Genomic DNA, 6,654 nt, shown 5'->3' with positions numbered 1-6,654 from the left:
AACCCCCGAACGCATTGCTTATACCGATATCACCATTTCAGGCGACCGCCACACTTATGCAGTGCGCTCCAGAGCTTTTAGGATGTGGCTAGCTGGGGAGTATTTTAAGATTGAGGGGAAAGGAATTGGCTCTGTGGCGATGCAAGATACGCTCTCAACCTTAGAAGCGATCGCTCTGTTCGGACAGGATTCGGCAACTCGCGAAGTACATCTTCGCATCGCCCAACATGAGGAGAAAATTTATCTCGACTTGGGTACTCCTGACTGGCAGGCGATCGAAATCGATGCTACTGGCTGGCGGACGATCGATGCTCCACCCGTGAGGTTTTGGCGACCAGATTCACTCCGTCCGCTCCCTTATCCCGTCACAGGAGGAACTCTAGCACAATTGCAGGATTTGCTCAATGTAGATGAAGCCGGATGGACTCTAATTATCACCTTCCTACTATTCTGCTTCTGTCCGAACAAAACCTATCCGGTATTAGTACTATCGGCACACCGAGGGAGCGGCAAAACCGTTGCCGCAGAAACGCTCAAAAGTTTAATCGATCCTGGCAAAGCTCCACTCATTAAGCTGCAAGGAGATACCCATAAGCTCGCGGTTGCGGCTTCCCGTCGGCTATTGATGGTTTACGATAATGTAGGACATATTAGTGCCGACCAATCGGACGATTTGTGTCGGATCGCGACTGGATTCGGCTACAGTACCCGCACTCTATTTAGTACTGACGAAGAGACTACCTTTGAGTTTGCCCGTCCTCAGATTATCACAGCGATCGATTCTTTAGTGACTCGCGATGACTTAGCCGATCGAGTCCTAATGGTGCAACTGGGTGAAATTACTGAGCAGCAGCGACTACCCCAGGCTGAATTAACTGCCAAGATTGAAGCAGCGCGTCCGCGTATTCTGGGGGCACTGTTGACGGCATTGAGTCAAACGCTGGCAGCATTACCATCCATCAAGCCCGAACGACTACCCCGCATGGCAGATTATGCCAAGTTCGCGATCGCTAGCGAACAGGCTCTAGGATTGAAAGCTGGCAAGTTTTTAGAAGTATTCGACACCAGCCGTGAAACCGCACGAGCGGTCGTCATTGAAGCGTCGCCACTGGCTGAGGCGATCGTCAAACTGGTAGAGGCTACGCCCCTGGTGTGGAAAGGTACGGCAAGTCAACTACTTCAAGCCCTAGAATCACACACTGATGATGCCACCTATCGATCGCGCTTCTTCCCCAAATCCTCCAACTCTCTGAGCCGTCAACTCAATCGACTCGCCCCCGATCTTAAAGCAGTTGGCATCCAGATCGTCTTCACCAGAGAGGGGGATAAATGGACGCGATTTATCTGCCTAGAGAAAGAGCTAAAAATATCGTCGGTATCGTCGGTATCGTCGGTAGGCAAACCAAAAGGTAGTCAGAGCCAGGATTTGAATACCGCCGATCTTACCGACGATACCAATGGCATCACCGACGATACCGCCGATCTTACCGACGATACTGATGGCATCACCGACGATACCGACGATACATCATCCGCTTTAAACCCTAATATCGTCAGTGGTAGAAGTACCGTGCCGCAAGGGTTTCACAAGAAAACCGACGATACCACCGATACCGACGATAAAAATCTCAACTCTTCTAACAGACTAGAACGCAAAAAGTTTCACCAAGCAAATGTTGCTCGATTTAACGTTGGCGATCGCGTCAAGGCTGCCGATCCATACCATCGGCGCGGTGACGATCTGGGAGTAGTTAAGAAGATCGAGGGAGATTTTTACTCGGTCGAATGGGAGAGCGATCGTAAGTGTTATCGCTACACCGCTGATGAGTTGGAAGTAATCGGATGATTGGCATTGCTCGATTAAGGTATGAAACCGTTGGTAGGGGGAATGTCTCGACCGAAATCGCATATTCGATGAATCATACACAGAGCCAGCAATAAAGAGCCAAGAGCGATCGTGTTAGACAAAGCGATCGAAGTATCGTCCACATCGTCCACTCATGACGATCGAGAGCCACAAACCAATCGGGGCAAGGATTTAGTCGTGGACGATAAGACCGATTTTAATCGTCCACTTATCTTCCAATCACAGAACCTTTACAGGGTAAGGCTTTGAGTGCCAGTGTGGACGATGTGAGTAGGAACTTTTACACCGCCACCATGAGTAGGAACCTTGACACTTTCTTGCCGATCTAATTCAGCCTCGCTTTCATTTACATTATCTAGCAACGGCTCAACCTGTATCGGCTTGCTAACTTCAGCTTGTATTTGTGCCTTCAAAGTGGTGTAGTGCCGATCGTGTTTAACTAAATCCGATCGAGCATCGCAGAGAGATTTAATTTCGGCAATATCAATCGGCAATCGTTGGGCGATCGCGAATTTCTCGATATCTTCAACTCTAAAGTTCACACTCCGCTCGGAACAGTGAGCGATCGCATCGTCGATATACTGCTGCGAGATCGATAGGGAAATGGGCTGGGCAACGATCGGTACTCCGGCTTTGACGATTTGAATGCCTAAATCGCTGGCTTCTCGCTGCCACCGTGCTTTTAACTTTGTTGAGGCAGTGCGTTCTTTATGCTTGCGGGTCCGATCCCAACTATCCTCGCGCGTCCGCCAAGCACTATCGGCTGGACACTGGGCGAGAATCTGCATCCGGCGTTTGCTAAATTCGACTAAATTCTCTCGCTTGTAACCCTTAATTTCAAACATCCCGTGTAAACGAGGCTCGATTTCATAACCCAACTTTTCAACTTCGGCAGCAAGATACGACTGATAAATCGTTCCTAAGTGTTTCTTATTCTGAAAAATTCGATCGTTATCATTGGCATACCATTTGCCGCTCTCTGCTTGAGTTAGATTCATCACCAAAGCGTGAGTATGCAGATGCGGGTCGAGTTCGCGACTCTCAATGTGGTCGAACTGGGCAACTACCATGTTTCCAGTCTGAATTTCAGATACTATCCCATTCTTAGTAATCCGCGTTTGGGCGTAACGCGCCTCAATTAGCTTGAGTGTTTTCTCAACAGCAAGCTGATGGGCAACTTCCAACCGAGTATCCCCGCCGACTAATGCAGTTAGGCTCACAGATTTCGGGGCGGAAAAAGTAAAATCTGTTCCTGCCCTACGTTTTTCGGGGTTGCCTTTAGTACCAAGATGTTTGCTGCCATCTGGCGATCGACCATAGCAGACATTTTCAAACTTTGCCCGCTCGATTTCACCTTCCAATCCGAGCGCAGATGCACCTTTCCCAAACCATCGCGTCTGCCCTCGCTCGTAATCGTCAGTGAAATACTGCACTGCCGCACTAGCTTGACAATTTTTTCCTGTTAGCATCGTCGTATTGTAATGTTATTGATTTTGCTCGCACTACTTTCAACTCAATCTGGAAACTATTTTGAGCATAAATTTCCATCATTTCTGTTATTATCGCTCGATTTACAGTTACTATAGTAAATGCGTACTGTGCGTAGAGTTAAATCGAAATCGGAGCGAAATTAGACCCATGCAGTGCCCCATTTAGTACCCCATGAAATTTAGTATTTTAGGCTAGAGATCTGACAACAGACCCATTAAATACCCATTACATACCCATTAAATGCCTACTCAATACCCATTACGTACCCACAAAAAAACTAGTAAATTCAAGCTAACAACATGTCAGATTGGAAATGGAGAGTTCGCAATGGCAAAGAGTTCGAGCAGATTATCTTTGAATATTTAAAAAGCTGTAGGCAGATGAAATCAGACATAATGCAAGCTGTCGAAGCATTTTATTTACCCTATGCACTCAAGTACAGCGGTGCTTCACCGCTAGAAATTCTCAAAGCCTACCAAAAATCGATCGACACCTTACAATCGAGAGCAAAAATTATGGCACTCGATGCTGGGATGTCCACAGAAGCGAGCGAACATATCCGCTCGGAAGTAAGTTTCGATCCCATAACTGCTACCAAAGCAGGTCATCAGGCTCGGCTCGATCGAGAAGTTGACGAAGTTGACAAAGTTGATGATGACTTGCCGATTAACCCGCTCAAGAAGATTTCCAAATTAGAAAAGTAAGGAGGATTAAGTTCGTGGAATATCTTTACGCCGTCATAGATTATGGCAGTAGTGCGATGAAAGTGGTTTATAGTAAGGAACTCACCGATACTCCTCAATACTTGATGATGCAACCAGAAATCATTGAAGTTGCGATCGATGATGTCAAGGAGTATCAGAAAAACTTCAATTTAGATCCGACTCGATATGCCTTCGTGGGGACTAACGATCGTTACTATGCCACTGGGGAATTAGCCCAAGCGGTATTCCGTTCGACTTTGAACCTGACCGAACCAAAATCTAACCATGCGATCGGGCGGACTTTAGCCGCAGTTACCGTAGCAGCTCGACTAGCTCAGATCGATGTCGGTAAGAAATTTAGACTGTTTCTGTCCTGTTTGCTGCCTGCTGGCGAGCTGGTAGATCGAGACAATCTCGAAGCAAATCTCAGGGAGGCATTTAAAAACTTCGACACACCAATGGGTAGGTTACAAGTCAATCTCAAGTACTTTAATTGCCATCCTGAAGGTGGTGGATTGGCACTTTTTTACCAAGAGCATTGCGATTTAGGAGAGCGGCAGTTAGGGGTAATTATGATGGGGCATCGGAATTCGAGTTGCTTTGTCATTCAAAATAATGTCTATCGGCGGTTTCGCTCGACCGATCTGGGCTTCGCCACAATTGTCAACGATATTCAGCTCGCCACATCTGGATACAAAGACAAAACGATCGCCGCAGCGGTGGCGAATTACCTCAGTCAGGAAAACGATAAAACCCCGTTGATAAAAATGTTACTGCGAAATAATCCCACCGCGCGGGAACAGGAGCTAGAGCAGCTTCTCAAGGCGATCGATCTAGCCACCAGAAAATATTGGAATTCATTCGTGCAGTGGTTGGCAATTCAGCTTCCACTCGATGAGATTGTGTTTGGGGGTGGGGTGGGAGAGTTATTTAAACTAGAAATGCTCGACTATCTAGCTGATAAGTTACCCAATTTACCGGATAAAAATTGTCCGGCAATTTACTTGCATGGTGGATTAGAGTACTCGAAAAATACGCTCATTCCGATAGAGCTACAAGCTAGATTCGCCGATGTGCAGTGTTTGTGGGAAAAAGATATTCTCCCAATAGCTCAGACTTATTGGGATGGGCAAAGGGATAAAAGCTAGATTTATTGTCAGATTTATATTGACAAAACAGCCAGCAATTTAGCTGACTGTTAGGAGTAATATGGGAATAGCTTTAGAGCTATAATTGAATTTCACTCAAGCAAATGGCTTGACACAAATCGTCGATCTCATCGCTCGATAGTGGATCGCTATCGACAAAATGTGGTAGATCTAAATCTAAGATATCTTCACGATTTGCTTGAAAATATCTTAGAGCTGCAAGAATTGTAGCTATCGAGCGATGGTCTAAATGTTGATAATTCATGATAGGAGATTGTGTTTGGCGATTTTTACAGTACTTTTCAGACTAACCGAGCTAATTTTTCCCTGACTGGTTCTAAACACTGGATTTGACTGTCTAGATATTGACGATCGCCATAGAGATGAAACAATTCGTCGTCAATGGATTGAATTATTCTTGCAATCTCTTTTTTATCCGAATCATTCAGATCCTGACAACGTAGAGGGAGATCGTCCAAGTTAATTTGCTTGCCTTCAACAATACAGCCATCAGATTGAATGAGTCTGACAATTTTCTCAACTTTTTTATTGTTCGATTCGTACATAGTGCTTATTTTCTAGAGATTGGTAATGTGAGTAATAATACAAAAAAGCACCAGTCTTCATAAGTGACTGGTGCTAAATAAGATGAGAGATTGCGGATGCAATCGCGCTGAGGTCTCCTCAGCGTGCGTTGCACCAAGAAGTGACAAGAAAGCTACGAACTAGCGGACATGATGTTATCTTATTAGTAAAGATCTCGACCGACATTGAGAAGTCTCTATAATTCTACTTACAGGGACTTTTCGCCATTTTGCTAGTTATTGGCTGTTGCTACTTCGTGCCAGGTGGACTGAGGTAGGTAAAGAACGCTCGAACCCAACCGCTCGACTTCAGTAGCCCGATCGTAAGATTCGATATCTTCAGCAGTCCGAGTAACCGCATTCAACATGCCAAACCGCGACAAGTCAGCAGAACGAATTAGGTGATTGAGAACCAGACTGGATTCATCACCACTCAGACCGATCGCTTTGGCAGTGACTTCAACGGCTTTGGCAGGATGACCCGCGATCGTGTCATTCTTGGAGGCTTGCAGATCGGCAACAGCATTGCGGAAAGTGGTGATGCTGATTGCATTCCGCACTAGATCGCGAATCTTCAACTTGAAAGCGTTATCGATCGCTTGGACGGTATCCGAAGCATATAAATCTGTGCTTTCATTGGCACGACCCGCATGGTTCTTCCGCTGCTTGGCATCTTTGAGCGTTAAACCATTGGTGCAAACTAATCGATAGATAAAGGGTTCGACCGAGATCGAGCCATTGCCTAGCTCGCCATTCGATAGCACGAATCCCGCTTGAACGACATTATCATATAGAGAAGATGTGCAAAGCTTTTACTTAATGGTATTTATCGTTGTACATGTATTCCACAACATTAGTTT

General features: G+C 45.9%; 7 protein-coding genes. 3 read left to right on the top strand and 4 right to left on the bottom strand.

Going from position 1 to position 6,654, the window contains the following annotated elements; translation table 11 throughout:
* On the top strand, positions 1–1,846 hold a 1,846-nt coding region (locus C7B77_RS30235; protein WP_181243946.1), incomplete at its 5' end, for a hypothetical protein.
* Between the two features lie 251 nt (positions 1,847–2,097).
* Here the strand turns inward: C7B77_RS30235 and mobF are convergent.
* On the bottom strand, positions 2,098–3,336 hold the full coding sequence (gene mobF, locus C7B77_RS20860; protein ID WP_106309328.1) for a MobF family relaxase: 1,239 nt from the start codon (positions 3,334–3,336) through the stop codon (positions 2,098–2,100).
* A 321-nt stretch (positions 3,337–3,657) separates the two neighbouring features.
* On the opposite strand from mobF, the gene C7B77_RS20855 reads away from it, so the two are divergent.
* Together C7B77_RS20855 and C7B77_RS20850 are read left to right on the top strand one after the other, a co-directional pair.
* Positions 3,658–4,062 (top strand): hypothetical protein, encoded by a 405-nt coding sequence (locus C7B77_RS20855; RefSeq protein WP_106309326.1) that lies wholly within the window; start codon positions 3,658–3,660, stop codon positions 4,060–4,062.
* A gap of 14 nt (positions 4,063–4,076) precedes the next feature.
* On the top strand, positions 4,077–5,210 hold the full coding sequence (locus C7B77_RS20850; RefSeq protein WP_106309323.1) for a ParM/StbA family protein: 1,134 nt from the start codon (positions 4,077–4,079) through the stop codon (positions 5,208–5,210).
* A 79-nt stretch (positions 5,211–5,289) separates the two neighbouring features.
* Here the strand turns inward: C7B77_RS20850 and C7B77_RS20845 are convergent, their stop codons facing one another.
* The 3 genes from C7B77_RS20845 to C7B77_RS20835 form a co-directional block, all read right to left on the bottom strand.
* Complete coding sequence (locus tag C7B77_RS20845) at positions 5,290–5,475, bottom strand: hypothetical protein (protein ID WP_106309320.1); 186 nt, start codon at positions 5,473–5,475, stop codon at positions 5,290–5,292.
* Between the two features lie 37 nt (positions 5,476–5,512).
* Positions 5,513–5,776: a hypothetical protein gene (locus tag C7B77_RS20840; protein ID WP_106309317.1), complete on the bottom strand. Its 264-nt coding sequence runs from the start codon at positions 5,774–5,776 to the stop codon at positions 5,513–5,515.
* A 251-nt stretch (positions 5,777–6,027) separates the two neighbouring features.
* Positions 6,028–6,558, bottom strand: a complete 531-nt coding sequence (locus C7B77_RS20835) for a DUF932 domain-containing protein (protein WP_245894295.1) — start codon at positions 6,556–6,558, stop codon at positions 6,028–6,030.
* Positions 6,559–6,654: the final 96 nt, after the last annotated feature.

The sequence above is a fragment of the Chamaesiphon polymorphus CCALA 037 genome (assembly GCF_003003845.1).
In the GTDB taxonomy this organism is placed as follows: domain Bacteria; phylum Cyanobacteriota; class Cyanobacteriia; order Cyanobacteriales; family Chamaesiphonaceae; genus Chamaesiphon; species Chamaesiphon polymorphus.
Note: the sequence above shows the minus strand (reverse complement) of the source record. Positions and strands in the feature narration are given on the sequence as shown.